Source organism: Gordonia amicalis (genome assembly GCF_022059885.1).
Classification (GTDB): domain Bacteria; phylum Actinomycetota; class Actinomycetes; order Mycobacteriales; family Mycobacteriaceae; genus Gordonia; species Gordonia amicalis.
On the sequence record NZ_CP091855.1, the window covers coordinates 4,004,356 to 4,031,208 of the forward strand.

Sequence of the window (26,853 nt, forward strand, 5' to 3'; positions counted from 1 at the left end):
CGGGGGCCTACTCCCCGTCCGGCGCACTCTCGTCCATCCAGATCACCGATGCCAGGCGGCCGGTCGGCGCGCCACGCCGGTGGCTGAAGAGGCTCGTATCCGAGATCGTGCAGCGCGGGTCCACCGCGACCCCGGCGACCCCGGCCTCGAGGAGCTGGCGGCGCAGGCCCGCCCGGAGGTCGAGGCCCGTGGTGCCCTTCTTGGTGCGACTGGCACTTCCGGGCAGATGCTTTTCGACGTCGGCCTGCATCGCCGGGGGCACCTCGTACTGCTCACCGGAGGCCGCCGGCCCGAGGAACGCACCGATCGACTCGACGCGCGCACCGAGTTCGACCATCACCTTCAGGGTCTCGCGCACGATGCCGACGCGAGCGCCCATGCGGCCGGCGTGGACGCCGGCGATCACCCCGGCCTCGTCGTCGCTGAGGAGCACCGGCACGCAGTCGGCCGACAGCACCGCGAGCGCGAGACCCGGCGTGGTGGTCACGAGCGCGTCGGTCGCGGGGACCGGCTCGTCGACGGGTCCCTCGACCACGGTCACATTCCGGCTGTGGATCTGTTCCATCCAGACGACCGACGATGCGGGCAACCCGATCTGCTCGGCCAGACGATTCCGGTTGGCGGCCACCGCCGCCGGGTCGTCTCCGACGTGGTCACCGAGATTGAACGAGTCATACGGTGCCACCGAGACGCCGCCGGCACGCGTGGTGACCACACGACGAACCCGCATGCGGGTCAGCGCTTCATGAAGGACGGCACGTCGACGTCGTCGTCGTCGAGGTGCACGGTGTTGCGACGCGGGGGCTCCGGCTCACGCTCGCCACCGAAGGGGTCACCCGAGCCCTTCGGCATGTCGCCGAAGAGCGGGTCGTTCTTCGGCGGCGCCGAGACCGCACCGGCCTGTCCCTGGCCGACGGCCGTGCGACCGGACGCGGCCGGGACGTCGGAACGCTTCTTCGGGGTGCCGCCGTCGAATCCGGCGGCGATGACGGTGACGCGGACCTCGTCGCCGAGGTTGTCGTCGATCACGGTGCCGAAGATGATGTTGGCGTCCTCGTGGGCCGCCTCCTGGACCTGGGTCGCCGCGTTGTGGATCTCGAACAGTCCGAGGTCGCTGCCGCCGGCGATCGAGATCAGCACGCCCCGGGCGCCTTCCATCGACGCCTCGAGCAGCGGCGAGTTGATGGCCGACTCCGCCGCCTTCTTGGCGCGGTCCTCGCCGCGGGCGGAACCGATACCCATCAGCGCGCTGCCGGCGTCACTCATGACGCCCTTCACGTCGGCGAAGTCGACGTTGATCAGACCCGGGGTGGTGATGAGATCGGTGATGCCCTGGACACCGTTGAGGAGCACCTCGTCGGCGCTGCGGAACGCGTCCATGAGGCTCACCTGGGCGTCGCCGAGCTGCAGCAGGCGGTCGTTCGGGATGACGATGAGCGTGTCGCAGGATTCACGCAGGGCGGTGATGCCCGCCTCGGCCTGTCCCCCGCGACGCTTGCCCTCGAAGGAGAACGGGCGGGTGACCACACCGACGGTGAGCGCGCCGAGTTTGCGGGCGATCTGCGCGACGACCGGAGCACCGCCGGTACCGGTGCCGCCACCCTCACCCGCGGTCACGAAGACCATGTCCGCACCCTTGAGGAGTTCCTCGATCTCGTCGCGGGCGTCCTCGGCGGCGCGTCGGCCGACCTCCGGGTCGGCGCCGGCACCCAGGCCACGGGTGGAGTCGCGACCGACGTCGAGCTTGACGTCGGCGTCGCTCATCAGCAGGGCCTGCGCGTCGGTGTTGATCGCGATGAACTCGACTCCCTTGAGCCCCTGCTCGATCATGCGGTTGACGGCATTCACGCCGCCGCCGCCGATGCCGACGACCTTGATGACGGCCAGGTAGTTGTGCGGTGGCGTCATGCGCTCGCCTTCCTCGTAATGGATCGTGCTCTGTGTTTCGGGTGCTGATTTCTCAGCACCAGGTGCTGGCAAAACCCTAAACCTGAACCATAGATTTAGAGTTATGTCAAGTAGTTCGTTGTGGAGATGACGCTAGGCATCGCGGGCCCCGGTATCCACAACAGCGCCCGGCGTGTCGGGAAGTCGCACCCGAATTTCGGTGAATCCGGCCGATCGTCAACGAATCTGGCGCCGCTCCGGCCGACGGAGACCGCCGGGATCACTTGTACGCCGGGAATTCGGGACTCGACACGTTGTACATCTTGGCGTCGCGGCTCAACAGGTACGTGAGGGTTCGCGCCTTCTCCGCTCCCCGGTCGCTGTCCCCCCACACGACCCGCCGGTTCTCGGTGAGGATGAACTCGATGTCGACCGGCGAGGTCGCCGTCACCCGGATGACCTGCCGCGCCAGCGATTCCGGGAGTCCGGCGACCGCGGCGATCGCCTCCCGGGTGGTGGGATCGGCCGGGCCGGGATTCGGGGTCTCGAGCACGGGGAGCTTGAGCACCTCGGGCGGCACGCCCTGGGCGCGGACATAGTGGAGGAAGGACACCCCCGAACGATCGAGGACGTGGACCTCGTCCCCGCTCGTCACGATCACCACCGGCATCCGCTCGACGACGGTGATCGTCAGCGACGACGGGTAGGACCGCTGCACCCGGACCGATTCGACCGACGGGATGGTGGCGACCCGCTGCGCGACGGCTCGGGTGTCCACCTGGAGCAGCGGGGTGCCCGGTGCGACGGCGGCGGCGCGGAGTATCTCGTCGGCCGGGACCGAACCGTTGTCCCGGATGTCGGTGTTGCGCACCGACATCAGCGGGGTCAGATAGGCGATCAGGACCAGCCCGACCCCGGCGGCGACGACCATGAGGGTGCCGAGGATCAGGCGCGACCGGCGGCGGGTCGGCCAGCGGATCACGGCACTCCCGTGAGGTCCCCGTTTCCGGAGCCCTCACCGTTCTCGTGCACGGCGTCGTTCCCGGTGCTCCCGCCGAGGGCGGCGAGGATCTCGGGTCCCTGCATGGTGATGTCGCCGGCGCCCAGGGTCAGCACGATGTCGCCGGGCCGGGCGAGTTCGGCGACCTGACCGGCCAGACGCGACAGATCCGGTGCGAACACCGACGGCGAGGTGAGCTGGTCCGCGATCGTCCGCCCGCTCACACCCGGGATCGGCGCCTCGCGGGCGCCGTAGACGTCGGCGACGACCACGGTGTCGGCGAGGTCGAGAGCGGTGGCGAACTCGTCGGCGAATTCGAGAGTGCGGGAATACAGGTGGGGCTGGAAGACCGCGATGACACGGCCGCGCGGCGCGTCGGGTCCGACCCGTGCGGCCATCATCGCCTGGGCCGCAGAGAGCACCGACCGCACCTCGGTCGGATGGTGGGCGTAGTCGTCGATGACCTCGACGCCGCCCCGGCGTCCGCGGAACTCGAAACGGCGATGGACGCCGCCGAATGCGCCGATCCCCGCGAGGACTCGGTCGAGGGCCCCGACCAAGTCGGTGCCGGTGTCGGCACCGTTCATCCGGACGGCGCCGATCACCGCGGCGATGGCGTTGAGCGCCATGTGTTCTCCCGGAAGCGGGAGCACGAGTTCACGGTCGACGACCGTGCCGGCCTCGTCGGCGGGGCCGGTCACCGGCGTCGTGAACCGGACCCGTGCCGCTCCCCCGGTGCCGCGCGGCTCCCAGGACAGCAGCGTCGCCACGTTGGGCACCACCGGCGCCAGCCCGGCGTGGGTCCCGCGGCCGTAGCCGACGGTCGTGACCCCGCGCGCGGCCAGGGCGTCGGAGACACGTCCGGCCAGTGCGGCCGATCCGGGGTCGTCGAGGCACACCACGAGGGTGCCGCCGGTCCGGATACGTTCGGTGAACTTGTCGAACACCTCCACATAGGCCTCGATCGACCCGAAGAAGTCGAGATGGTCGGCGTCGATGTTGGTGACGACGACGACGTCGGGGGTGTATTCGAGCAGCGAACCGTCGCTCTCGTCGGCCTCGGCCACGAAGACGGGGTCGCCGCCGTGATGGGCGTTGGTGCCGGACTCGTTGAGCTCGCCGCCGATGGCGAACGACGGGTCGCTGCCGGCGTGCTGGAGCGCGACGACGGCCATCGAGGTGGTCGAGGTCTTGCCGTGGGTCCCGGCGAGCAGCAGTGTCCGGTCGCCCTCCATGAGCTGGGCCAGCACGCGGGGGCGCAACAGGATCGGGATGCCCCGCGAGCGGGCGGCCACCAGCTCGGGGTTGGTCTTGGGAATCGCGGCATGCGTGGTCACCACCACCGACGGCCCGCCCGGGATCTGGTCGAGTGCCGACGGATCGTGCCCCACCTGGACGCGGGCTCCACGGGTGCGGAGTTCGAGGATTCCGCGGCTGTTCTTGGCATCGGAGCCCGACACCTGACCACCGCGGGCCAGCAGGATTCGCGCGAGCCCGGACATCCCGGCGCCGCCGATGCCGACCATGTGCACGCGGGCCAGCTGCGGCGGCAGTCCTCCGGTTCCCACGGTCGTCCCCTCGCTCATGTCGTCACCTCCCGCACCGTCCCGTCCGATTGTCACTGTTCGACGGCCGATCGGTGGGATCGAAACGCCCTGCGCGACGGCCTCCGGCCCGCACGGAACCCGCGGGCGAGTTCGAGAGCGGCGTCGGCCACGGCCGCGGCGGCATCGCGATGACCCGTACCCGCGGCGGCCGCCGACATCTTCCGCAGCCGCTCCGCGTCGTGCAGCAGTGCCGGCACCTCACGTGCCACCCACTCCGGGTTCACCGCCGAGTCCTCGATGATGAGTCCACCGCCGGCCTCGACGACGGGTAGCGCATTGAGCCGCTGTTCGCCGTTGCCGTGCGGCAGCGGCACGTAGATCGCGGGCAGACCGGTCGCCGAGACCTCCGCGACGGTCATCGCCCCGGACCGGCACATCACCAGATCGGCTGCGGCGTAGGCGAGATCCATCCGCTTGAGATAGCCGACACCGCGGTACGGCGGCGCGCCGTCGACGATCACCGGATCGATCGAGTTCTTGGGTCCGTACGCGTGCAGGACTCCGACGCCCGCTTCACCAAGAGCCTCGGCCGCCCCCGACACCGCATCGTTGAGACGTTGCGCGCCTTGGGATCCACCGAAGACAAGCAGGGTCGGGGCGTCCTCGTCGAGGCCGAAGTAGTGCCGGGCCTTGGCACGCAGGGCCGGGCGGTCGAGTTCGGTGAGGACACCGCGGACGGGCATGCCGACGACGGTCGCATCGAGTCCCGAGCCGTCGACGGCGGCCAGGACGCGGTCGGCGAACCGGGCGCCCACCTTGTTGGCGATGCCCGCCGAGGCGTTCGCCTCGTGGATGACGATCGGGATGCGGTTGCGTCGCCGCAGGTGCATCTGCGCGGCGAGGTAGGCCGGGACCGACACGTACCCGCCGAAGCCGATGACGACGTCGGCGTCCACGTCGGCGAGCACCCTCCGGGTCGCGGCGACCGAGGACACGAGCCGGCCGGGGGTCTTGGCGAGATCCATCCCGGGCTTGCGCGGCAACGGGACCGGCGGGATCAACCGGAGGTCGTATCCCCGCTCGGGCACCAGGTCGACCTCGAGTCCGCGGTTGGTCCCGAGCGCGGTGACGAGGGCCGTGGGGTCGATACGGGTGATCGCATCGGCCACGGCGAGCGCGGGTTCGATGTGGCCGGCGGTCCCGCCGCCGGCGACGACCACCGACAACGGCCGGCCACCCGGGCCTCCGGTCGTATCAGATTGTGCTGCACCCGAATTCACCGGCGTTGTCACTCCATCTCCAGCCACTGTGCACGTCTGTCCCGCGCAGCGAGATCCGTACCGCGAACACCGGATCAGCGGCGTCCCACACGGCCGTGTGTCGGCCGATCGCGCCCGGGATCGGCGGACCGCGGCGTACGCGGCTGATGCGCGCCCGCCCGCCATCCCGGTGACGCCGAGCGACGTGCACTGCCGGCGCCGGGATACCCGCCACGGTAGTCGACGCCCGCTCGTGTCGACGGCGCAGGTCGGGTGCGGCCACCCGTAGCAGGGCGCCGCGTCGACGCACCGCGTGCGGGTGCCGGTTCGGCGGACTTCGCCCGTTTCCACGGCATCGTGAAACGACCCCGGCTCGGAGCCGGCTCGGCCGGTCGTCCGCGACGGTTCGGCGCCCCGGTTCGTCCGGTCGCCCGAGGCCGTCCCGACGCACCCGGATGTCCGGCCGTCCGGCCGCCCGACGACCGGCGCTGGTCGAGACGATCGCGCAGGGTCTCCGCTCGCGACTGCCGGTAGCCCACCGGTGTCGGGAGCCGCAGTACACGGGCCAGCCGGCCCGGTGTTCCGGCGGTGAGCGCCGCGACCGCCTCCGGCTCGTGTCGTGCGGCGTTGGCCAGGAGACCGAGCATTGCGAGCACGGTCAGGGTCGAGGTACCGCCGGCCGAGATGAGCGGCAGCTGGATACCGGTGACCGGCAGCAGGCCGATCACGTAGCCGATGTTGATGAACGCCTGCGCGAGGATCAGCACGGTGATGGTCGCCGTCATCAGGCGCAGGAACGGATCGGTGGAGCGGTGCGCGATACGGAACCCGATGTAACCCAGCAGGACGAAGAGGAACACCACCAGCAGCCCGCCGAGGAGGCCGAGTTCCTCGCCGATGATGGCGAAGATGAAGTCGTTGTGCGCGTTGGGCAGATAGTTCCACTTGGCGCTCGACTGACCGAGGCCCACACCGAACACTCCGCCGTTGGCCAGGGCATAGGTCGCCTGGCGCGCCTGGTAGCCGGCACCCTGAGGATCGTCGATGCCGCCGAGGAAGCTCATCACGCGCTGCGACCGGTACCCCTCGGCGAGGGCGAGGATCACCGCGAGGATCACACCGGACACGGCGAACGCCGAGAAGACCTTGATCGGCAGACCGGCGAACCAGAGCATCGCGCCGACGATGATCGCGATGGTGATCGTCGTCGAGAGGTTCGGCTCGAGGATGATCAGCACGCAGACCAGCATCGCGACCGGAACCAGCGGGATCAGGAGTTCCTTGATCGACGCGTTGTCACGTCGCCGCGACGCCAGCAGGTGCGCACCCCAGATACACAGCGCCACCTTGACCAGCTCCGAGGGCTGCACCGACACGCCGGAGATGACGAACCAGCGCCGCGCGCCCTGGCTGAGCGTGCCGACACCGGGAATGAGCACCAGCCCGAGCAGCAGGATCGCGATGGCCATCGACGGCGCGGCGAAGCGCCGGAGCAGTCGGACGGGGACCCGCAGCATCAGATAGAAGACGATGAGACCCAGCCCGGCGAAGATGACCTGCGTCGTGAAGAGCCCGTAGGACGATCCCTCTTGCGAGTACCCCTCGACCGACGACGCCGACAGCACCATCACCAGACCGAAGGCCGTCAGCATGAACGCCATCGTGAGGACCAGCTGATATGAGGCCAGCGGTCGGGCCAGGAGGCTCCGGACGGCGTCGATGATCAGCGCCGGCAGCGAGGCGGTGACGGAGGCGGCGGTCGAGGCCGCCGCCGAGACGTCCGCGCCCGGCCTCGACCGTGCCGACGCGCGCTCCGACGCCGTGTTCCGCGCCGCACCGGACGGGTTCTCGCCGTCGGTCACGTCGTCCGTCGCATCGTCGAGGTCGCCGTCGTCCACCGCCGCGGCGTCGACCGAGGTCTTGTCGCTGCTCACGCGACTCACCGCGAGGACGAGGAGGTGCCGGCGATGTCCCGGGCGGCGTGCGCGAACGCGTCACCGCGCCGGCCGTAACCGGCGAACATGTCCAGCGAGGCCGCGGCGGGTGCGAGGAGCACCGCGTCGGGCGTCGGGTCACTCGCTGCGGCGAGCTCCCATGCCTCGGCGACCGCCCGGTCCATCACGGCGACGGCGCTGTCTGACTCCGAGGCTTCTGCCGACGACGAGAATGGTGTCGACGAGAGGACGGGTTCGGTCTGACCCTGGCGATGCACGTTCACCGTGCCATCGTCCCCTGTGAATACTGTGACTGTTGGGACTTCTGGGGCGTGTCGCACGATCGCTTCGACGACCAGGTCACGATCCCGCCCGATGGCGACCACCCCGGCGAGCCGATCGCCGACCGCGGTGAGCATCCCGTCCATCGACGCACCCTTGAGCAGGCCGCCGGCGATCAGCACCACGCGGTCGTAGGCGGCGACCGCCGCCTGGGCGGCATGGGGGTTGGTGGCCTTCGAGTCGTCGACGAAGAGGACGCCGTCGCGGGTCGCCACCACCTCGCCGCGGTGGGCGGCCGGCCGGAAGTCGGTCAGCGCCGCCTCGACGGCGTCGCGCCCGACACCGATCGCGAGGGCGAGTGCGGAGGCGGCGAGGGCATCGGACACACCTGATGGACCGGCCGGATGCACGGCGTCGGCGGGCAGCAGGCGACCGGCACCGAAGGCACGGTCGACGAGATGGCCGTCCTCGACCCCCAGCTGACCGTCCTGCGGCGCGCCGAGAGTGAAGCCGACACGGCGTCCCGCGCCCGGCAGGCCCGACGCGACCGGGTCGTCGAGACCCACGACCGCGATGTCGCCGCGCAGCGCGCCGGCCTTGGCGATCGCGTAGGCGTCGAAGGTGCCGTGCCAGTCGAGGTGGTCCTCGGCGACGTTGAGCACCACCCCCGCGGCCGGGCGGACCGACGGCGCCCAGTGCAGCTGGAACGACGACAACTCGGCGCACAGCACGTCGACGCGGGGCGTCGCCCGCATGGCGTCGAGGACCGGCAGGCCGATGTTGCCGCATGCCGCGCCGGCGCGGCCGGAACGCTCGACGATGTCGGCGAGCATCGAGGTGGTCGTGGTCTTTCCGTTGGTGCCGGTGACGACCAGCCAGGTGCGCGGCTCGCCGAGCAGTCCCGCGGCGTCGACACGCCAGGCCAGTTCGACCTCACCCCACACCGGTACGCCGCCCGCCGCGGCCTGACCGACGAGGTCGTGCGTGGGTGCGAACCCCGGTGACACGATCACGACCGCGGCGTCAGCGGTCCACGACGGGTCCGCGAGCAGATCGGCGATCGCGACCGCCTCCGCACCCTGCGAGAGCAGATCCGCGACCCCCGCCACCGCACGCACGGCCGCTTCCCGGGCGGCGGTCTCGGCGTTCCGCGAGGCGAACCGGTCGTCGGCGAGCACGATGTGGACGTCGCGGGTCACCAGGTACCGGGCCGCGGACATGCCGGCGGTACCCGCCCCGCCGACCACCACGGTCCGGCCGGTCAGCCCCAGCGGGTCGCTGCCCGGCGTGGGGTTCTCGGCGGTGAGCGGATCAGCCATTGGTGGTCAGGAACTCTCCGTAGAACAGGGACAGTCCCAGCGCACAGGCGATGGCCGTGAGCAGCCAGAACCTGATGATCACCGTGGTCTCGGCCCATCCGCCGAGTTCGAAGTGGTGGTGGAAGGGCGCCATCCGGAAGACCCGGCGGCCGGTGGTGCGGAAGAAGGCGATCTGGATGACCACCGACATGATCTCCGCCACGAACAGCGCGCCGATGACGACCGCGAGGAGTTCGGTGCGGGTCGTGATGGACAGACCGGCGAGCATGCCGCCGAGCGCCAGCGAACCGGTGTCACCCATGAAGATCTTGGCCGGTGCGGCGTTCCACCACAGGAAGCCGAGGCACGCACCGCCGCCGGCGACCGCGATGATCGCGAGGTCGAGTGGGTCGCGGACCTGGTAGCACCCGGTCGGGATGTCGCTGGGCGGCTTGGCGCCGCCGGCGCAGGCGTTGACGAACTGGAAGAACGTCACGAGGACATAGGACCCGAGGACCATCGCCATCGAACCGGCGGCCAGGCCGTCGAGTCCGTCGGTGAAGTTCACCGCGTTGGACCAGGCGGCGACCACCAGCCAGCAGAAGATCACGAAGACCACCGAGCCGAGGCCGATGGCGTTGATGTCGCGCACATAGCTGAGGTGGGTGCTGGCCGGGGTGAGGCCGTAGTCGTTGCGGAACTGCAGCACGAGGATGCCGAACAGGATCGCGGCGATGAACTGCCCGATCGACTTGGCGGTCTTGTTCAGTCCCAGGTTGCGGTGCTTGCGGATCTTGATGATGTCGTCGAGGAAGCCGACGATGCCCAGCGCGGTCGCCAGTCCCAGCACGAGCAGACCCGACGCCGTGGGGCCGTTGCCGGCATCGGTGAACAGGCCGACCAGGTGCGAACCGAAGTAACCCGCCCACAGCGCGGCCAGGATCGCGACGCCGCCCATCGACGGTGTGCCGCGCTTGGTCTGATGGCTCTGGGGACCCTCGACCCGGATCTCCTGGCCGAATCCCTGACGGGAGAACACCTTGATGAGCACGGGGGTCAGCAGGATCGACACCGCGATCGCGATCGCACCCGCGAGAAGGATCTGGGTCACCGTGTTGCCCTCGTGTTCGCTCGTCCGTTCCGGGCCACGCTCTTCTCTCCGACTCTGTTCGATGTTCTCGGCCGGCACGCCTTGTCGCGCGCCCTCATGGTGCGGTCCCTTCGTCCGCGGGACCGCCGCTCGTCTCCTCGCGGATCTGCCATCCGCAGCTCGTACCCCAGGCGGTGATCACCGAGTCCAGGTCGGCGCTCGCGGCCGCGAGGAGAATGACATCACCGGCGGCGGGACGCCAATCGGGGTCGGTGTCGACGAGCGCCGCGGCGTCCTCGACCGATTCGACGATGCGCGCCTCGTCACCCCAGGAACCCTCCATGACGGCGCCCTGGTGCAGGGCGCGCACCGATCGGGAGTCGCCCACGCAGAGAGTCTTGTCGACGGCCAACCGGACGGCCAGACGTCCGAGGAGATCGTGTTCGACGACACGCTGATTCTCGGCGCTCCCCTCGGGGGTGGCGACCTCGGCGATGATCGCCCAGGTGCGCGGCCGATCCCCCGCGGCGTCGCCGCGCATCTCCACCGAGGTGCTGCCCCGCATCGCACCGGCGTGCTCGGCGAGCCGGCGGATGAGCAGACGTGCGTCGTCGACCGTCACCGGCGTATCCCCGCGGATCACCGTGACGAACGGTCCGGTCATCGATCACCCTCCGCGGCCACCGAGCCGGCGGGTGCGCTCTGCGGGGTCGACGATTCCAGCGCTCGGGCGACGACGTCGCGGTCGTCGAACGGATGCTTCACGCCGTTGATCTCCTGCCCTGCCTCGTGTCCCTTGCCCGCGACGAGCACGATGTCGCCGGGACCCGCCCAGGCGATGGCCTCGGCGATCGCGGCCGCGCGGTCGGCGACCTCGCGTATCGGTTCGGCAGCCACCGGACGTTCGGCGGCGTCGACCGCACGCGCGCCCGCGAGAACCTCGGACCGGATGGCGGCCGGCTCCTCCGACCTCGGATTGTCGTCGGTGACGATGACGAGTTCGGCACCGCGTGCCGCGGCCTCCCCCATCAGCGGGCGCTTGCCCGCGTCGCGGTCTCCGCCGGCACCGATCACGATGGCCACGCGACCGGGTCCCTCGCCGAGCTGACCCCGCAGGGTCGCCAGGACAGCCTCGACGGCGCCGGGTTTGTGGGCGTAGTCGACCAGCGCGAGGAACGGCTGTCCACGATCGACGCGCTGCAGGCGTCCCGGGACACTCACCGACGCGACCGCGTCGAGGGCGGTGGAGATCGGCACCCCCGCGGCATGCGCCACGGCGACGGCCAGCAGGCCGTTCGCCACGTTGTAGCGGCCCGGCAGCGGGATGACGAGAACGTGGTCGCCGTCGGGTTCGGTGAAGGGGGTGTGCGAGGTGCCGTCGCCGACGAGATCCGACGGGCCGGCGTGCCAGTGTGCGGGCGTCGCACCGGTCGACACCGTCACCGGCTGCAGGTGCGCCGCCTCCCCCGGCCGGCGCGCGAGATCGGCCATCCGCCGACCCCACTCGTCGTCGACGCACACCACGGCGCGCACCGCATGGGTGGGCGACGACGGCACGAACAGCTGCGCCTTGGCGTCGAAGTAGGCGCGCATCGTCCCGTGGAAGTCCAGATGATCCTGCGAGAGATTGGTGAAGGCCCCGATCGCGAAGTGGGCGCCGTCGACGCGTCCGAGCGACAGCGCGTGGCTGGACACCTCCATGACGACGACGTCGACGCCGTCCTCGAGCATCGCCGCCAGCAGGGCCTGCAGGGTGGGCGCCTCGGGCGTCGTCAGCGAGCTGGGCTGGGCGACGCCGTTCACGCGGGTCTCGACGGTCCCGATGAGTCCCACCGAATGACCGGCGGCGAGCAGGGCCGCCTCGACGAGATACGACGTGGTGGTCTTCCCCGAGGTGCCGGTGATCCCGATCAGCTTGAGCCGCTGCGAGGGATTGCCGTACACGCGGGCGCTCACCGTGCCGAGCACGGTCCGCGGGGCCGGGTGGATGAGCACCGCGACTGCGGTCTCGGGCGGCAGGACGCGGCTGAGTTCGACCCGGCCGGCCGGGTCGGTGAGGATCGCGGTCGCACCCGCGGCGACCGCCTGGTCGGCGAAACGCGCACCGTGGGTGGCCGCTCCGGGCAGTGCCGCGAACAGGTCGCCCGGCTGCACGTCCTGGGCGCGCAGGGTCACGCCCTGCACGCTGGTGTCGCGGTCGGCGCCGCCGACGAGGTCGAGCCGGGCGCCGGTGGCCGTCGACAGGACGGTCGCCGATGTCGGCGCGACCTCACGCGGACGACCGGGGAGCTTCTTGCCCTTGCGCCTACCGGCCGACCCCTTGCCCGTGGAACCACGAGACGTCATGAGTTCGCCTCCTCGGTTCTTCCTGTCGGTGTACGTGCAGTCTGTCGGTCGGTGGTCGTGATCGGCGCAGAATTGCACTCACGATACCGACCGGGGATCGGCGATCGGGACGCGGTGCGCCGACCATGGCGGTCGTGATCAGTTGGCGGTGAGGGTCAGCCTCGGCGCCGGCGCGGAGAGCGGGACCTGGGCGCGTTGCAGCATCCACGACGCGATGGTCGAGAAGAGCGGACCGGCGGACTGTCCCCCGGAGCCGTCGGAGCTGCGCCGCGGGTTGTCGAGCATGATCCCGATGACGTAGCGGGGGGCGTCGGCCGGGGCGATCCCGGCGAACGTGATGTTGTACCGCGAGTTCGAGTAGCAGCCACAGGACGGATCGACCTGCTGGGCGGTGCCGGTCTTGCCGGAGACCTGATAACCGCTGACGGCGGCCTTGGTACCGGTACCCATCTGCACGCCCATCGGATCGTCCTGCACCACCGAACGGAACATGTCGCGAACGGTCCGCGCCGTCTGCTCGCTGACGACCCGCACCGGCTCCGGACGGGCACGCCCCTCCCGGGTACTGCCATCGCGCTCCTCGGAGACGAGGATGCGCGGCGGGACACGCAGACCGTCGTTGGCGATCGCCTGGTACATCGCGGTCATCTGCAGCAGCGTCATCGAAAGCCCCTGGCCGATGGGCAGATTCGCGAACGAACCGCCCGACCACTGACTCAGGGCGGGAACCTCTCCGGCACTCTCCGCCGGGAGTCCGACACCGGTGCGCTGGCCGAGTCCGAATCGCTTGAGCATGTCGGCGAAACGTTCCTCGCCGATCCGCTTCGCGAGCATCAGCGTGCCCACGTTCGACGACTTCCCGAAGATGCCGGTGGTCGTGTACGGCTCGACACCGTGCGGCCAGGCGTCCCGGACGGTGACACCGGACATCTGAATGCTGCCGGGCACCTGGTGGACGGTGTCCGGCCGGGTGAGGCCGTACTCGATTGCGGCCGAGGCCGCGACGAGCTTGTTGACCGAGCCGGGCTCGAACGGGGAGGTGACCGACGGGTTGCCGAGTTCGGCCTTCGGCTGATCCGACAGCGGCAGCGAGGCGTTGAACGTGCCGTCGTTGGCCATCGCCAGCACCTCGCCGGTCTTGGCGTCGAGCACCACCGCCGAGGCGGCGCGTGCACCGGATGCCTGTTTGGCCTTGATGACCTGGCTCTGGACGAACCACTGGGTGTCGGAGTCCAGGGTCAGACGAACGGTGGAACCGTTGATCGCCGGGTGCACGTTGCGCGTGCTGCCCGGGATGATCGCGCCGTCAGATCCGCGGTCATAGGTACGGGAACCGTCGCTGCCGGAGAGGATCGCGTCGAGCGAGGCCTCGAGACCGATGAGGCCGTTGCCGTCGTAGTTGACATCGCCGATGACGTTGGCCGCCAGGGAGCCTCCGGGGTAGAGCCGAATGCTCTCCGGGTCGGCGCCGACCTCCGGGAACTCCTCGGTGATGCGCTTGGCGACGTCCGGGCTGACCGCCCGCGCCAGGTACACGAAGGGCTCGTCGCCGGTCACCTTCCCGAGTAGGTCCTCTTCGCTGATCGAACCGCCGAGTGCGACCGACACGCCCTTGGCGATCTCTTTGAGCCGCTCGTCGACACCGGGCAGTTCGGCGTTCTTGCGGTGTTCCTCCTCGATCGACTTGCGAACCGCCTTGGGCAGGAACGTCAGTGACCGGGCCTCGTCCGTGTAGGCCAGCGGACGTCCGTTGCGATCGAGGATGGAACCCCGCTTGGCCGTGAGGACCTGGGTGTACTCGCGTTGCTGGGCGGCCTCGGCCGAGATGGACCCGGCCTGGACGGTGTGGACGACGATCATCTTGGCCGCCACCGCGAGGACCACGAGCAGCACGACGACACCGGCCACCCGCGTCCGGAAACCGAAGCTGTGCAGCCCCCCGCCCTTGCGCGGGCCGCCCTTGCCCGGCCCGCGGCCACGCGGGCCGCCGGCGGCGCTCGATCCCCGGCCCGGACGAAGTCCCGGGCCAGACGGCCCATGGCCCGGACGAGGTCCCGGGCCAGACGGCCCGTGGCCCGGACGACGTCCCGGGCGAGACGGCCCATGGCCGAGTCGCTCGAAGGTCGCACGTGTCATGGTCGTCAATTGTTCACCGCTTCAAGGTCGTGACAGGGATTTGGCATCGGCGGGTTGCAGATCGATGGGAGCACTGTGACGGCCCCCACGGCCGGCGAGCACCTCACGTACGGGGCACGACATTCGGTGCCGGGACCGGTGTCGAGGGCGACGGCTGAGGTGTTGTCCCCGGATCGGTCGACGTCGACGGACCCTCTCCCTGACCAGGTGTCGCCGATGGATTCGGTTGGGCCGGATCCGGATCGGGTTGCGTCGGGCTCGGTTGCGTCGGGCTCGGTTGCGTCGGACTCTGCTGCGCAGGCGGGTTGGGTGTGCCGGCGGCACCACCGCCGAGCCCGATCGAGTCGTCCACCTTGCGCGGATCGATGGTCTCGGTGGGGTCGGGCTTCGGCTCGGGGTTGAGATCGGCCATCGGCTTCCCCGATGCCGGTGCCGGCTTCCCGACGATACGGGGCCGTCGCGGGTCGTCGACGATCATCCGCGCCGGATTGTCCGCCGGGATCATGCCGAGACGCGTTGCCTCCCGGGACAGTTCGGGAGCAGAGTTGCCGGATTCGTAGCTTCGCTTCAGCGCATCCCGCTGATCGATGAGCGACTGGTTCTCCGTCCGCTCGATGCCGAGCTTGTAGGAGTCCTGGGCCGACTTGGTGGACAGCCACAGGCTCAGACCGAGACCCAGGACGAGCAACGCGATCACCGGGACCACGAAAGGCGTGTGCTGCAACCGTTCCCGGAACGAGACGCCGGACATCGACAGACCACCACGGACCGCGCGGGGTGCGCTCGTACCGGCCGCCATGCGCTTGTGACGGCGATCCAGCGCACGCTGGGCCGCCCGCGAGCGCGTCGCCCGCTCGGATTCGATGCGCGCCCTCCGCGACCGCCGGGTGTCGCGTTCCTCCTCGGAACGTCCGGTGTCGGAACGCCTGCCGCCGGAACGTCCGGAGCCGGGACGATTGGGGGCCTCGTGCAGGATCGTCATGATCAGCCCTTCTTCTCGACTCTTTCGACCGCCCGGACTCGCACCGGTGCCGATCGCGGATTGGTGGTCAGTTCTTCCTCGTCGGGACGCTCGGCGCCGCGGGTCAGGAGGCGGAACTCCGCGGCGGTTCCCGGCAACTCGACGGGCAGACCGGGCGGCGAGGTCGAGGTCGTGCGAGCCGCGAACTCCCGCTTGACGATTCGGTCCTCGAGCGACTGGTAGCTCATCACCGCGACGCGTCCGCCGACCGTGAGCACGGAGAGTGCTGTCGGCAACGCCTCGCGGAGGACGTCGAGCTCGTGGTTGACCTCGATGCGCAACGCCTGGAAGGTCCGCTTCGCCGGGTGACCACCCGTGCGCCGCGTCGCCGCCGGGATGGTGGCGTAGAGCAGCTCGACGAGGCGTGCGCTGGTGGTGAACGGTTCCTTCTCCCGCTCGCGCAGCACCGCCGAGGCGATCTTGCCGGCGAAGCGCTCCTCCCCGTATTCGGAAAGGACCCGGGCCAATTCGCCGTGGCTGTAAGTGTTGAGCACGTCCGCTGCGGTGAGCGGGTCGTCGGGGTTCATCCGCATGTCCAGCGGGGCGTCCACCGAGTAGGCGAATCCCCGGCCGGCCTGGTCGAGCTGCATCGACGAGACACCGAGGTCGAACAGGGCGGCGTCGATGGATTCCTCACCGGCCTCGTCGAGGACATCGGCGATCTCGTGGAAGGTGGCCTGGTGCAGCGAGATCCGGTCCGCGTGCGGTTCGAGTCTGCGTCGAGCGATCTCCAGGGCCGAGGCGTCGCGGTCGATGCCGACGAGGTGCACGTTCGGGAACGTGTTCAGGATGAGTTCGCTGTGTCCGCCGGCACCGAGCGTCGCATCGAGGAACACGCGTCGGTCTTCGGATTCCAGTGCCGGGGTGAGCAATTCGACGATCCGCCGGCCCATGACCGGGATGTGGCCGAACTCGCCGGAGCGGCGAGTGTCGTCACCAGTGTCATCCACGGAGGGCCCCCATCGGCGTGTCGGCCATGTCGGTCGGCAGAGTCGGCGTTTCGGTGCGAAAGGACTTGTCGGAGTGTCGTGTCGCGGACGGTGGACTCTCGCCTCGTGCCGCGCCCGGATGGAGCGAGGTCCCGACCCGATCACGCACCTGGCGTTGGGGAAGTACGCCAGGGTCGGACCGGATCGGGGCCTCGTGCCACCCGAAGCCCGTGCACCGCTTCCGCCTCGTCCCCTCTCGGCTACAAGACCGCGTTCAGCGCGGCCGAGTTCGCCGCCGAGAAGTTCTCCTCGTGCTGCGACTGGTACTCGTCCCATGCGGCCGAATCCCAGATCTCGAGGTGATCGAAGCTGCCGAACACCACGCATTCCTTGGACAGTCCCGCGTAGACGCGATGGTCGGAGGACAGGCTGATCCTGCCCTGGCCGTCCGGTCGCTGTTCTTCCGAACCGGCGAAGAACGTCCGCTGAAACGCACGCAGGTCAGGGTCGTTGCGTGACGCCTCGACGATCCTCGCCGCGATCGCGTCGAACTCTTCGGTCCGGTACACCGACAAGCTGTGGTCTTGGCCCTTGGTGACCACTACCCCTCCTGCCAGTGCGTCGCGGAACTTGGCGGGCAACGTGAGTCGCCCCTTGTCGTCCAATTTCGGCGTGTAGGTGCCGACAAATCGCACGGACATGTCGACACCTCCTGCCCCTGGGTTCCACGCTCCGGATCGCCTCACCCAGTGATGCCACAGTACCCCACTTTCCTCCACTTTCCACCCCAGAGGCCCACACCAGCTCCCACGATCAGCAAATTCGCAGTTCAGGCACGCAAAATATTTGGAGCTACCTGCGTGTCCACGGCGATCCGCGTCCGCTGGACGTCGGTCAGGCGTGTGACAGACGCGTTGGATGAGGCGCCAGATACCCGTGCGACCTGCGTCTCCGCGCCGGTGGGGCAAGGTGGGGTGCCCGGGTGGGGGAAAGTGGGGCCTCCCTGTGGGGGAAGGTGGGGAACCCCGGTTGGAGGAAGGGGCCGGGAGTGGGTCACGGCGGGGAGAGCCGAGGGGAGGACAGACAAAAGAGCCGCGCACCCCGTGGGGTGCGCGGCTCTTCTACGAGTTGTGCCCGTCAGGCCGGCGGAAACCTACTCCTGCTCGAACCGACGGTTGAATCGTTCTTCCATCCGCTCCGACAGCTTGCGCTTGGAGCCCGATGACCCGGACTGTTTCTTGCCTCCCCCGCGTGGCGAGGACGTCGCGGAGTCGCCGAGGTCGTCACCCCAGAGGGCGAAGAGGCCGGCACCGAACATCACCAGGAAACCCAGGAGGCTGACGATCGGAAATCCTCCGATGTCGATCTTGACGATGAGACCGCCGACGAGCATCACGAGGCCGACGACGAAGATCGCCACCGCCTGTAGGCGACGACGGCCACTCGACTTGCCCAGCCGACGACGCTTGACACTGGACGCAAACTTGGGGTCTTCCGCGTACAGAGCGCTCTCGATCTGTTCGAGCATGCGTTGCTCGTGCTCCGAAAGTGGCACCGACCCTCCTTCTCCCTGATCCGCGACGCCGACGACGGTCAACCACGACCAGTGAGGCGTCTGCGCCTTATTCTCCCATGATACGAGGTGAAATCTGCCGCGACCACCATTACTCGCTGTTGCAGCGCCGGATGCACATACCGGTACGACAACGGAACGCCGAAAGTGTGTCCGGCCTCACGCTGTTCGCCCGATTTGGGGGTCCTCTGTCCCGAATTTGCCTTGCTCGTAAGCGATGACCAGGGTTTCGACCCGACGAAGGAAGTCGAGGACGAGGAGTCGCATGCCGGCGACACTGTCGGGGTCGAGCGTTCGGATGATCCCCGACTCGATCTTCATCCGCACGGGCGACAGCGCGGCGAAGCGCGCCGCCAGCGGCGCGAGTTCAGGGGCGACCACACCAATCCGGGTCCAGGCGTTCGACGTCTTACGGCGAGCGGGACCGATCGGTTCACCGATCGCGAGCGCGGCTCCGGCGGCACGGAGCGCGGCAAGATAGAACTGACGAAATCGCTCGGCGTCGTCCTCGACCCCGTCGGCATTGTCGAGTAGGAGATGTGCGCGCTGGAGGAGGTCGCGCGCGCGTCCGACCATCACCGGGTCGACGGGGGCGGACCGGCGGGATGTGGGCCGACCGGGCATGGCATCCTCCTCACTCGCGGACGACGGTGGCCGGTGGCAGACGCTTCCCTCGTCCGCCACCGGACCGTCATGTCGTCGGGATGAACGCGAACAGCTTGCGGAGGCACATTCATCGAACACCCGTTCGACACGTTCAATATAGCTAGCGGCACGCGTCTCTTCAAGGCGTGGGTCCGCGACCCGCACCCTTCTACAACACCGCGTCCCGCGACCCGATTCCGCCGAGTCCGCCGCACCGAGAGGACAGTCACACCAGATGGTCGGAGAACGCTTGGCCGGGTCGGTGCGGGCCCGCACGGCGAGCCGGAAGACGACCCGCCGGTGACCGTCCGCCTGGTGAACCTCAGTGGTCAGGACTCCCGCGTGTGGCTGGAGCCCGCGCTCGACGTCTACGTGACCGCGATGGGATATCCCCGTGGGACCGAGGTGCACCGAGCCGCCCTCTGGCGCGAGCACATCGCCCGGCCGGGCTGGCGCGCGATCGGCGCGATCGCCTCGCTGCCCCCGCACGAGGCGCAGGCGATGCCGACCGCCCGGCGTCGGGTCGGAACGCCCGTCGGCTCAGGTCCCGACGACGTTCTCGTGGGCATCGCCTACGGGTACACGGGGGCGACCGGCCAGTGGTGGAATCAGCAACTCCGGCTCGGGCTGCGGCAGACCGGACGCTCGCCCGCGGAGATCGAGATGATCGCCCGCGACTACTTCGAGCTGACCGAACTGCACGTACACCCGACCGCACAGGGACGCGGCATCGGCCAGTTGCTGCTCGCACGCCTACTCGCCGACCGGCCCGAACGCCACGTCCTGCTGTCGACCCCGGAGATCCCGGCCGAGCAGAACCGCGCGTGGTCGCTGTACCGGCGGATGGGGTTCTCCGACGTGCTCCGGCATTTCACGTTCACCGGCGACCCGCGGCCGTTCGCATTCCTGGGCCGCCCGCTCCCCCTGGAACTCCAACCGCCGTCGGCTGGTCCAGCACGACCCGCAGGATAAAGGACATGGCACACCCGGAAACGATCGCGCACGGCACAGGACCCGCATGAGCGGGCACGGCGAGCGGCGCGACGCGGTGATCGTCGGCGCCGGTCACAACGGCCTGATCGCCGCGGCGTATCTCGCGCAGGCCGGGCGGGACGTCGAGGTGCTCGAACGCGACGAGATCCCCGGCGGCGCCGTGTCGACCGTCGAGCGCTTCCCCGGTCATCGGATCGATCGCGGTTCCTCGGCGCACCTGATGATCCGGCACTCCCCCGTCCTCGACGACCTCGACCTCGCCGCGCACGGACTGCGCTACGTCGACTGCGACCCCTGGGCTTTCGTCCCGGCGACCGCGACCGCACCGGCGATCGTCTTCCGCACCGACCTGGAGGCCACCTGCGCCTCCATCGAACGGGCCTGTGGCGCGAAGGATGCCGCGGCGTACCGACAGTTCGTCGAGACGTGGACGCCGCGGTCGGCGGCCGTCATGGACGCGTTCTACCGGCCGGCGACCATGCGGCAGTTCGGCCGGGCGTTCAGAGGTCTCGGTTCGACCGCCAGCACCGAACGCACCGGCCTCATCGGACGCCGCAGCGGCGCGATGATGAACCTGACCGCCGAGCTCATGGCCTCGGGCGACTCCCTCCTCGACCGCTATTTCGACTCCGAACAGCTCAAGGCGGGACTCGCCTGGTTCGGCGCCCAGTCGGGACCGCCGATGAATGCACCCGGTAGCGCTCCGATGGTCGGGTTCGCCGCGCTGATGCACCGCATCCCGCCCGGCCGGGCGATCGGTGGCAGCGGCGCGTTGACCGACGCGCTCGTCCACCGCATCGAGGCCGACGGTGGGCGGATCGCGTGCGGGGACCCGGCCGTCTCGATCACCCGGTGCGGGAACCACTGGCGGGTGCAGACCGCATCCGGCGAACGTCGGTGCGCGCCGACGGTGATCAGCGCCTGCCACGTGCTGACGACCCTGGACATGTTGGCGGCGGGCGGTTTCGACGCCGGAACCCTCGACCGCTGGCGACGGGACATCGTGGTCGGCAGCGGGATCGGGATGGCGGTGCGCCTCGGTACGACGGCACTGCCCGCCTATCGCGACCTCCCCGACGACCTGCCCGCGCACGGCGTCCACTCGGCCCTCGGGCTGTTGGTCACCGATCGCGCACACCTGGTCGGCGCGCATGCGGCAGCGGCGGTCGGCGCACTGCCGCCGCGGCCCGCTGTCGTTGCGATGAGCTTCTCGGCGATCGATCCCACCCTCGCCCCGGAGGGTCGGCACGCGATCAACCTGTGGGCGCAGTGGCATCCGTATCGGCTCGCCGAGGGCGACTGGTCGACACTGGGCGCGCAGGCCGCAGCGGCGGTCTGCGCCGAGGTGGACCGTCATGCACCGGGTTTCGCGGAGTCGATCGCCCATCGCCATGTGCAGACCCCGGAGGACCTCGAATCCGAACTGGGCCTGATCGGCGGCAACATCATGCACGTGGAGATGTCGATCGACCAGATGTTCATGTGGCGTCCGACCCCGGACCTGGCGGGCCACCGTGTCCCCGGTGCCGACGGTCTCCTCCTGGCAGGTGCGTCGACACATCCCGGTGGCGGGGTGACCGGTGCGAGTGGATACATCGCCGGCCACGCCGCACTGCGTCGGAGACGTTTGTTCGGCTGAGCGACGGAGACGTTTGTTCGGCTGAGCGTCGGAGACGTCTGTTCGGCTGAGCGTCTGGCACGATGAGCAGCGTGCGATCGTCGATTCCCGAGCAGGGTGCACCTGAGTCCCCCCGCGATCAGTCCCGACGCCGCCGGCTGATGCCGGTGGCGGTGGTGATCGTGGCGCTCCTTCTGTCCCCGCTGATGGCCGGTTGTCTCGAGCGGTCGACGACGGTGGGTGACCGGTATTCCGGCAGCGTCATCGTCGCGACGTCGCCGGACAATCCTCGTGGCGCGCCGCAGCTGGATCTCCCCGAATCGATGTTGGGGCAGGTCTCGGTGACCGAGTTCAAGGAGACGCCGGAGGAGAGCGCGGAATCGGCCGCGCCGTCGGGGTCCGCGGGAGACGACAACGAGGACTCCGGTGACAAGCTCGACGAGGCGGTCACGCGCGTCGGCAGCCGCGCGAGTTTCAGCGATCTCACCGCCGGCCAGTTCGGGCAGCTCGGCGACATCATCGCCGACGCCTACGGCGAGACCTCGCTGACGATGGACCTCACGGCCAAGCGCAGCGGCGAGGTCGTCCGCTTCCGCGGTGACACCGACCTCTCCGACCTCACCCCGGTCCGCGACTTCGTGCAGCTGACGGTCACGTTCGGCGGGCCGGTGACGGCGACCAACGGCGACCAGGTCGGCGAGTCGACGGTCACCTGGACCCCGGCGCCGGGCGAACCGTCGGACTTCAGCGCCGACGCCACCTACCCGGATCCGGCGACCGCCGCAGTGAGCAGTTGGTCGTGGTTCGTCGCCATCGTCTGCCTGATCGCGGTGCTGGTCATCGTGCGGATCGCCTATTCGAAGCGGTACCGCGGCCCACGGCCGGGACGACCGGTTTCCACCAACACCGCGCCGTCGACCCTGTCCGGCGAGGGACTCTCGGCAGCCGCCGACCCGACTGCGGCGACTGCGCCCAAGGACAGCTAGGGCCGCCGGGCCGGACGTCGGGCGGGGACGCTCAGGCCGGCACGTGCAGCGCGGCGTCGACGTCCACGCCGAGCCGGGCGAGCACCTCGCTGGTCGCCTTGGCGAAGTTGAGGCTGCAGAAGTGCAGGCAGGGTGCGCCCTCGGCGATGAGTCGTTCCGCGGTCTCGGTCGCGAAGTCGATGCCGACCGCGCGCACGGCGGCCCGATCCTCCTCGGGTCCGTCGCCCGCAGCCCTGGCGAACCGTTCCACCACGTTCGGCGGGATCACCGAACCGGACAGCTCGGCCATGCGCTTGATGCTGGCCAGCGAGGTCACCGGCATGATGCCCGGGATGATCGGCTTGGCGCCCTGCTCGGGGTCGGCCGCCTGCACCCGGTCACGCAGCCGCAGGTAGTCCTCGACGTCGAAGAACATCTGGGTGATGGAGTACTCGGCGCCCGCGCGCAGCTTGTTCACCAGGTTGCGGGTGTCGTGTTCGAGGTCGGGGGCACGGTGGTGACCCTCCGGGAACGACGCCACGCCGACGTGGAAGTCGCCGAGGGTGCCGATGAGACGGACCAGTTCCTCCGCGTATTCGACGCCGTCGGGGTGCTTGATCCACTCTCCGAGCGGATCGCCGGGCGGGTCGCCGCGGAGGGCGAGGATGTTGGTGATGCCCTGGTCGGCGTATGCACCGACGAGCGCGCGCAGTTCGGCGACGCTGTGGTTGACCGCGGTCAGGTGCGCCACCGGTAGCAGGGTGGTCTGGGCGGCGAGCTCGCCGGTGATGCGGACCGTGCGGTCGCGCGTCGACCCGCCGGCGCCGTAGGTCATCGAGACGAACGCCGGGGACAGCCGCTCGAAGATGCGCACCGCGCGCCACAGACGGGCCTCGCCCTCGGCGTCCCGCGGGGGCATGAACTCGACGGAGAACGGCACCGGTCCACGGTGCGGGGCGGACAGGCGTTCGACGATCGAGGGTGCCGGAGCGGTTGGGGTCACCCAAACAGTGTAGAGAGCGATTCGCATAGCCTGGCAGGGTGACCTCCGCCTTCCCCACGCCGACCTCGCTCGATGCGGTCCCGGCGGCCGTCGAGACCGAATTGCGCAATTTCTTCGACGTCGCGGTACCCGCTGCGTCCGACATCGCCCCGGTGGTCGGCACCGCAGCGGAGCTGGTCCGGGATTTCGTGCTGCAGGGCGGGAAGCGGATCCGGCCGGTCTTCGCCTTCGCCGGGTGGCGGTGCGGCATGAGCGAGTCGGGACGCGTCGACTCCGATGAGGCGTCGACCGTCGGCCGCGAGGCCCGCGACGCGCTGCGGGTGGGCGCGGCCCTCGAACTCGTGCAGGCCTGTGCCCTGATCCACGACGACATCATCGATCGGTCCGACACCCGGCGCGGACAGCCGACGCTGCACCGTGTGTTCCAGTCGCGACATGCCGCGGCCTCCTGGGCGGGTGACCCCGCCGACCACGGGGTGGCCGCGGCGATCCTGGCCGGCGATCTCGCACTCGCGTGGGCCGACGACCTCGTGCACGATCACCGGCCGGGGGTTTCGACAAGCTCAACCAGCGGACAAACAAGCTCAACCAGCGGACAAACAAGCTCAACCAGCGGACAAACGAGCTCGACCGGCGATCGGAGCTCAGCCACCCCCGAGTACCGTCCACTGCCGCCCGCCGTCGGCGCCACCTGGGCGGCGATGCGCACGGAGGTGCTCGGTGGCCAGTTCCTGGACATCGTGAACGAGGCCAGCGGCGACGACTCCGCGGCCGCGGCCTATCGCGTGATGGAGTTCAAGACCGCCGCGTACACGGTGGCCCGCCCGCTCGAACTCGGGGCGCGACTCGCCGGCGCGTCGGAGGATCTGGTCGCGACGCTGCGGAAGATCGGACACGACCTGGGCATCGCCTTCCAGTTGCGCGACGATCAGCTCGGCGTCTTCGGCGATCCCGAACGGACCGGCAAACCGTCCGGCGACGACCTGGTCTCGGGTAAGCGCACCGCCCTGCTCGCCACCGCGCTGCGACGAGCGGACGACTCCGACCCCGCACTCGGGAGCCGCCTGCGCACGTTCATCGGCCGCCCTCTCGACGACGACGAACTGGGTTCCGCGCGAGCACTTCTCGTCGACGTCGGCGCGGTCGCCGAGATGGAGGGCAAGATCGACGACCTGCTCGGCGCCGCTCTCGCTGCACTCGACGCCGCCGACATCGGCGACGACATCCGCACCGAACTCACCGCGGTCGCCCACCGGACCGCACATCGCGAGGCGTGAACCCCGGCGTGGAAGCACCAACTGCGACGCCCACGCACGCGGACGGCCGCGACCGTCCCGCACGTGGCGATCTGATCATCGGCGCGATCGGCTCGATCCTGGTGTGCGTGGGCAGTTTCGGAGTCGGTGATCCGCCCCGCAACAGCACGACGCTCACCGACCTGGGGCTGAGCTGGATCACCTACGGCCACGGCAAGAACCTCTTCGGGACCTTCTTCTGGCTCGGGGTCTTTCTGATGGTCTTCGCCTGGGTCCGGCTGGGTCGCCGGGTCGCGACCGGCTCCGCGAACTCCCCGTCCACCCGGACCCTGCAGCGGTGGCTACTGGTCTGGGCAGCGCCGCTGCTCGTGGCCGTTCCGGTCTACAGCCGTGACGTCTACGCCTACCTCGCCCAGGGTGCGGTGTTCGGTGCGGGGTTCGATCCCTACGCCGACGGTCCGGCCCATCATCCGGGCCCGCTCGTCGACAGCATGGCCACGGTCTGGGCCACCACCACGGCGCCGTACGGACCGTTCACCATGGGACTGCTGCGTGTCGTCACCGAGATCACCGGTGACCATGTCGTCGCCGGTGTCCTGGCCGTGCGGCTCGTGCTGCTGCCCGGGCTGTTCCTGTCGCTGTGGGCGATCCCGCGACTCGCCCGCCACTTCGGCGCCTCGCCGCAGGCCGGTCTCTGGCTCGCACTGTTCAACCCGATGGTCCTCATCCATCTCGTCGCGGGACCTCACGTCGAACTCCTCATGGCCGGGGTGCTCACCACGGGTCTCGTCCTGGTCGTGACCGGCCGGCACGTCACCGGCACCGCGGTGCTGGCACTCGCGGTGTCGATCAAGATCACCGCGGGGATCGCGATCCCGTTCTTGCTGTGGATCTGGCTGTCCCACATACGGTCCCGCCGCCCGGTGACCGCCCGCGACGTCGTCGGCGTCTTCGCCGCGATCGTGGGTGTCTCGCTCGCGGTGTTCGGCGTCTGGACTCTGCTGGTCGGTCTGGGATTCGGCTGGCTGACGGGTCTGGGCTGGGCCGACGTGATCATCAACTGGTTCACGCTCCCCACCTTCGTCGCCCATCTCGTCACGTTGGTCGCCGCCCCATTCGCCGCTCTCAATCTGCAACCGGTGCTCGAGATCACGCACACGATCGGTGCGGTGATCCTCGCGGTCACACTCGTCGCGTTGTGGTGGCGTCACCGGCACGACGCCCGGGACGCGGTCGCGGGTATGGCGTGGGCGATGCTGGCCGTGCTCGTGCTCGAACCGTCCACGCTCCCCTGGTATTACACGTGGGTGCTGGCGATCGCGGTGGCGTTCACACTGCCGCCGTGGGCGCGGGCGAGCGTGGTCGGGGTGTCTGCTTTCATGCTGATCGTGTTCCAGCCCGACGATGCGATCGTCTTCTACAAGCCCTTCGAACTCACCCTGGCGTTCCTGCTGGCCGGACTCGCAGCCTGGTCACTGCTGCGCCCGGATCCGTTGCGGCTCGGCCGGTTCGGGCGATGGGCGTGGGGCTCGGGCCACTCCGGCGCACCGGACGAGCCGGCGGCCGAGGAGGACGGGGTCAGAAGGCCTGAGCCTGCGCCCGGCGGATGACCTCGCGGGCGGAGTCGGTGTGCAGTGCCGCGGCGGGATGCAGATCGAGGTCTTCCTGCACGGTGAACAGCCAGGTCATCGCTTCGTCCCGGGTGTAACCCCCGTCGAGCAGGACCCCGACGAGGCCGTAGAAGTGTTTGACGACGCCGTCGTCGTCGAAGAACAGCGCCGGGATCACCGGATGTCCACCGCGGGAGACGGCGAGCAGATTGTGGTCGCGGATGAGTGTGCGCACCCGGTTGGTGGACACCGCGAGCCGGTCGGCGACCTCGTCGACCGACAGCATCTCGACATCTGCGGACAGGGTGTCAGGCGACAACGGTATGGAACCCACGGGAAGAAGCGTAGCGGTACTTCCGGGTCCGGTGAAACCGCCGATCTCCGCGTGCCCGCCCGAGGTCCGACACCGACCGCAGCTCACACGCGCCGATGACCCCGACGGTACGGTGCTGCAGGTAGAT

The 26,853-nt window shown here is 69.7% G+C and carries 23 protein-coding genes; 5 read left to right on the forward strand and 18 right to left on the reverse strand.

The features are described from left to right. Positions 1–7: 7 nt before the first annotated feature. The 16 genes from pgeF to IHQ52_RS18425 form a co-directional block, all read right to left on the reverse strand. On the reverse strand, positions 8–730 hold the full coding sequence (gene pgeF / locus IHQ52_RS18350; protein ID WP_024500371.1) for a peptidoglycan editing factor PgeF: 723 nt from the start codon (positions 728–730) through the stop codon (positions 8–10). A gap of 5 nt (positions 731–735) precedes the next feature. Next, on the reverse strand, positions 736–1,908 hold the full coding sequence (ftsZ, locus tag IHQ52_RS18355; protein ID WP_024500372.1) for a cell division protein FtsZ: 1,173 nt from the start codon (positions 1,906–1,908) through the stop codon (positions 736–738). A 259-nt stretch (positions 1,909–2,167) separates the two neighbouring features. Then, positions 2,168–2,869, reverse strand: coding sequence for a cell division protein FtsQ/DivIB (locus IHQ52_RS18360; RefSeq protein WP_024500373.1), 702 nt, complete (start codon positions 2,867–2,869; stop codon positions 2,168–2,170). Further along, positions 2,866–4,473, reverse strand: a complete 1,608-nt coding sequence (murC, locus tag IHQ52_RS18365) for a UDP-N-acetylmuramate--L-alanine ligase (protein WP_024500374.1) — start codon at positions 4,471–4,473, stop codon at positions 2,866–2,868. The genes IHQ52_RS18360 and murC overlap by 4 nt, the downstream gene beginning before the upstream one ends. Positions 4,474–4,505: 32 nt before the next feature. After that, positions 4,506–5,714 (reverse strand): undecaprenyldiphospho-muramoylpentapeptide beta-N-acetylglucosaminyltransferase, encoded by a 1,209-nt coding sequence (gene murG / locus IHQ52_RS18370; RefSeq protein ID WP_035761002.1) that lies wholly within the window; start codon positions 5,712–5,714, stop codon positions 4,506–4,508. A 74-nt stretch (positions 5,715–5,788) separates the two neighbouring features. After that, positions 5,789–7,636, reverse strand: coding sequence for a putative lipid II flippase FtsW (ftsW, locus tag IHQ52_RS18375; protein WP_024500376.1), 1,848 nt, complete (start codon positions 7,634–7,636; stop codon positions 5,789–5,791). Next, entirely contained in the window at positions 7,633–9,228 is a 1,596-nt protein-coding gene (gene murD, locus IHQ52_RS18380) for a UDP-N-acetylmuramoyl-L-alanine--D-glutamate ligase (RefSeq protein WP_024500377.1), read from the reverse strand. The genes ftsW and murD overlap by 4 nt, the downstream gene beginning before the upstream one ends. Beyond that, positions 9,221–10,318, reverse strand: a complete 1,098-nt coding sequence (mraY, locus tag IHQ52_RS18385) for a phospho-N-acetylmuramoyl-pentapeptide-transferase (RefSeq protein ID WP_024500378.1) — start codon at positions 10,316–10,318, stop codon at positions 9,221–9,223. Before mraY ends, murD begins: the two co-directional genes overlap by 8 nt. Before the next feature lie 94 nt (positions 10,319–10,412). Then, positions 10,413–10,961 (reverse strand): UDP-N-acetylmuramoyl-tripeptide--D-alanyl-D-alanine ligase, encoded by a 549-nt coding sequence (locus tag IHQ52_RS18390; RefSeq protein WP_024500379.1) that lies wholly within the window; start codon positions 10,959–10,961, stop codon positions 10,413–10,415. Further along, positions 10,958–12,643 carry a UDP-N-acetylmuramoyl-L-alanyl-D-glutamate--2,6-diaminopimelate ligase gene (locus tag IHQ52_RS18395; protein ID WP_024500380.1) on the reverse strand — a complete coding sequence of 562 codons (1,686 nt, stop codon included), beginning with the start codon at positions 12,641–12,643 and terminating at the stop codon, positions 10,958–10,960. The genes IHQ52_RS18390 and IHQ52_RS18395 overlap by 4 nt, the downstream gene beginning before the upstream one ends. A 138-nt stretch (positions 12,644–12,781) precedes the next feature. Further along, positions 12,782–14,779 (reverse strand): peptidoglycan D,D-transpeptidase FtsI family protein, encoded by a 1,998-nt coding sequence (locus IHQ52_RS18400; protein WP_024500381.1) that lies wholly within the window; start codon positions 14,777–14,779, stop codon positions 12,782–12,784. A gap of 103 nt (positions 14,780–14,882) precedes the next feature. Continuing rightward, a complete protein-coding gene (gene ftsL, locus IHQ52_RS18405) occupies positions 14,883–15,761 on the reverse strand; it encodes a cell division protein FtsL (protein WP_024500382.1) in 879 nt (292 codons plus the stop codon). Positions 15,762–15,763: 2 nt separating this feature from the next. Continuing rightward, on the reverse strand, positions 15,764–16,750 hold the full coding sequence (gene rsmH, locus IHQ52_RS18410) for a 16S rRNA (cytosine(1402)-N(4))-methyltransferase RsmH (RefSeq protein ID WP_024500383.1): 987 nt from the start codon (positions 16,748–16,750) through the stop codon (positions 15,764–15,766). 239 nt (positions 16,751–16,989) lie between these two features. Beyond that, entirely contained in the window at positions 16,990–17,430 is a 441-nt protein-coding gene (gene mraZ, locus IHQ52_RS18415) for a division/cell wall cluster transcriptional repressor MraZ (protein ID WP_006434990.1), read from the reverse strand. 452 nt (positions 17,431–17,882) lie between these two features. Next, positions 17,883–18,284 carry a DUF3040 domain-containing protein gene (locus IHQ52_RS18420; protein WP_006434989.1) on the reverse strand — a complete coding sequence of 134 codons (402 nt, stop codon included), beginning with the start codon at positions 18,282–18,284 and terminating at the stop codon, positions 17,883–17,885. Between the two features lie 177 nt (positions 18,285–18,461). Then, positions 18,462–18,926: an SAV_6107 family HEPN domain-containing protein gene (locus IHQ52_RS18425; protein ID WP_006434988.1), complete on the reverse strand. Its 465-nt coding sequence runs from the start codon at positions 18,924–18,926 to the stop codon at positions 18,462–18,464. A 321-nt stretch (positions 18,927–19,247) separates the two neighbouring features. Between IHQ52_RS18425 and IHQ52_RS18430 the strand changes: the two genes are divergently transcribed. The 3 genes from IHQ52_RS18430 to IHQ52_RS18440 all read left to right on the forward strand — a co-directional run bounded on the left by IHQ52_RS18430 (position 19,248) and on the right by IHQ52_RS18440 (position 22,544). Next, positions 19,248–19,919, forward strand: coding sequence for a GNAT family N-acetyltransferase (locus IHQ52_RS18430; RefSeq protein ID WP_024500384.1), 672 nt, complete (start codon positions 19,248–19,250; stop codon positions 19,917–19,919). 46 nt (positions 19,920–19,965) lie between these two features. Next, positions 19,966–21,579 carry a phytoene desaturase family protein gene (locus IHQ52_RS18435; RefSeq protein WP_238063704.1) on the forward strand — a complete coding sequence of 538 codons (1,614 nt, stop codon included), beginning with the start codon at positions 19,966–19,968 and terminating at the stop codon, positions 21,577–21,579. A 62-nt stretch (positions 21,580–21,641) separates the two neighbouring features. Continuing rightward, complete coding sequence (locus IHQ52_RS18440; RefSeq protein WP_006434985.1) at positions 21,642–22,544, forward strand: LppM family (lipo)protein; 903 nt, start codon at positions 21,642–21,644, stop codon at positions 22,542–22,544. 31 nt (positions 22,545–22,575) lie between these two features. Here the strand turns inward: IHQ52_RS18440 and metF are convergent, their stop codons facing one another. Further along, a complete protein-coding gene (gene metF / locus IHQ52_RS18445) occupies positions 22,576–23,553 on the reverse strand; it encodes a methylenetetrahydrofolate reductase [NAD(P)H] (RefSeq protein WP_040004536.1) in 978 nt (325 codons plus the stop codon). 11 nt (positions 23,554–23,564) lie between these two features. Here metF and IHQ52_RS18450 point away from each other — a divergent pair, with 11 nt between their 5' ends. After that, a complete protein-coding gene (locus IHQ52_RS18450) occupies positions 23,565–24,803 on the forward strand; it encodes a polyprenyl synthetase family protein (protein WP_006434983.1) in 1,239 nt (412 codons plus the stop codon). 8 nt (positions 24,804–24,811) lie between these two features. Continuing rightward, positions 24,812–26,392 carry an alpha-(1->6)-mannopyranosyltransferase A gene (locus IHQ52_RS18455; RefSeq protein WP_051995359.1) on the forward strand — a complete coding sequence of 527 codons (1,581 nt, stop codon included), beginning with the start codon at positions 24,812–24,814 and terminating at the stop codon, positions 26,390–26,392. Here IHQ52_RS18455 and IHQ52_RS18460 read toward each other — a convergent pair. Continuing rightward, a complete protein-coding gene (locus tag IHQ52_RS18460; protein WP_006434981.1) occupies positions 26,361–26,726 on the reverse strand; it encodes an Rv2175c family DNA-binding protein in 366 nt (121 codons plus the stop codon). The two genes, IHQ52_RS18455 and IHQ52_RS18460, sit on opposite strands and share 32 nt — an antisense overlap. Between the last annotated feature and the right edge of the window lie 127 nt (positions 26,727–26,853).

Excerpts from the sequence above, each read along its gene's own strand:
- murC (WP_024500374.1), bottom strand. The coding sequence starts at position 4,473 with ATGAGCGAGGGGACGACCGTGGGAACCGGAGGACTGCCGCCGCAGCTG.
- metF (WP_040004536.1), bottom strand. The coding sequence starts at position 23,553 with ATGCGAATCGCTCTCTACACTGTTTGGGTGACCCCAACCGCTCCGGCA.
- IHQ52_RS18435 (WP_238063704.1), top strand. The coding sequence starts at position 19,966 with ATGAGCGGGCACGGCGAGCGGCGCGACGCGGTGATCGTCGGCGCCGGT.
- ftsZ (WP_024500372.1), bottom strand. The coding sequence starts at position 1,908 with ATGACGCCACCGCACAACTACCTGGCCGTCATCAAGGTCGTCGGCATC.
- IHQ52_RS18395 (WP_024500380.1), bottom strand. The coding sequence starts at position 12,643 with ATGACGTCTCGTGGTTCCACGGGCAAGGGGTCGGCCGGTAGGCGCAAG.
- murD (WP_024500377.1), bottom strand. The coding sequence starts at position 9,228 with ATGGCTGATCCGCTCACCGCCGAGAACCCCACGCCGGGCAGCGACCCG.
- IHQ52_RS18425 (WP_006434988.1), bottom strand. The coding sequence starts at position 18,926 with ATGCCCGGTCGGCCCACATCCCGCCGGTCCGCCCCCGTCGACCCGGTG.
- IHQ52_RS18390 (WP_024500379.1), bottom strand. The coding sequence starts at position 10,961 with ATGACCGGACCGTTCGTCACGGTGATCCGCGGGGATACGCCGGTGACG.
- IHQ52_RS18400 (WP_024500381.1), bottom strand. The coding sequence starts at position 14,779 with ATGACACGTGCGACCTTCGAGCGACTCGGCCATGGGCCGTCTCGCCCG.
- mraZ (WP_006434990.1), bottom strand. The coding sequence starts at position 17,430 with ATGTCCGTGCGATTTGTCGGCACCTACACGCCGAAATTGGACGACAAG.
- ftsL (WP_024500382.1), bottom strand. The coding sequence starts at position 15,761 with ATGACGATCCTGCACGAGGCCCCCAATCGTCCCGGCTCCGGACGTTCC.
- IHQ52_RS18440 (WP_006434985.1), top strand. The coding sequence starts at position 21,642 with ATGAGCAGCGTGCGATCGTCGATTCCCGAGCAGGGTGCACCTGAGTCC.
- pgeF (WP_024500371.1), bottom strand. The coding sequence starts at position 730 with ATGCGGGTTCGTCGTGTGGTCACCACGCGTGCCGGCGGCGTCTCGGTG.